The 565-nt window shown below is 40.5% G+C and carries 1 protein-coding gene; it reads right to left on the bottom strand.

What is annotated here, in order from left to right; all coding sequences use genetic code 11:
• Positions 1 to 311: 311 nt before the first annotated feature.
• The coding region (locus C7R94_RS29710; RefSeq protein WP_146142869.1) for a PD-(D/E)XK nuclease family protein at positions 312 to 565 on the bottom strand (254 nt) is incomplete at its 5' end.

Genomic DNA, 565 nt, shown 5'->3' with positions numbered 1-565 from the left:
CAACATTATACGGTTATTATTTTGGCAAAAGCAATGTAACAGAAACTTTTCGTCCTTGCTCTTATAATCTCTAATATAAAAATACGGCTCTCTGCAATTTATAATGATTTTAACCACTTCCTTTATTCGTTCATCATATCTTATTTTCAACAAAACGATAGTTATTTCATCAAATAGAAAATAACCTCCTTCGTTTAACCAAAAGCCGCGTAGGAAGAAGTACATTTCAAGTCCAAGCGCCTTTGGAACCTACCTCAGCAGTTCTAAGAGAAAAAGACCGCCAGAGCTATTAACCCTGACGGTCCAACATACTAATCCATGCTTTCATCCGAAAACGATAAAGAGAATCCACCTGAGAGTAAGTAAAGATAACTAGACACGTTCCCTTTTGGCTTGATGATCTGCTTGATCGCTCGAACGTATAGCCTGATCTGGCCTTCGTATCTTCTCTTCATCTCTTCGATGGCTGCGGCACTGGCCTCTTTTGCCATCCAATCTGTCTTGAAGTCGATCAGGACGAGACTTCCATCCTGCTCTTCCAACAGGCAATCAATGACCCCTTGGA

Origin of the sequence: Brevibacillus sp. NRRL NRS-603 (assembly GCF_003013445.1) — a bacterium.
In the GTDB taxonomy this organism is placed as follows: domain Bacteria; phylum Bacillota; class Bacilli; order Brevibacillales; family Brevibacillaceae; genus Brevibacillus; species Brevibacillus formosus.
Note: the sequence above shows the minus strand (reverse complement) of the source record. Positions and strands in the feature narration are given on the sequence as shown.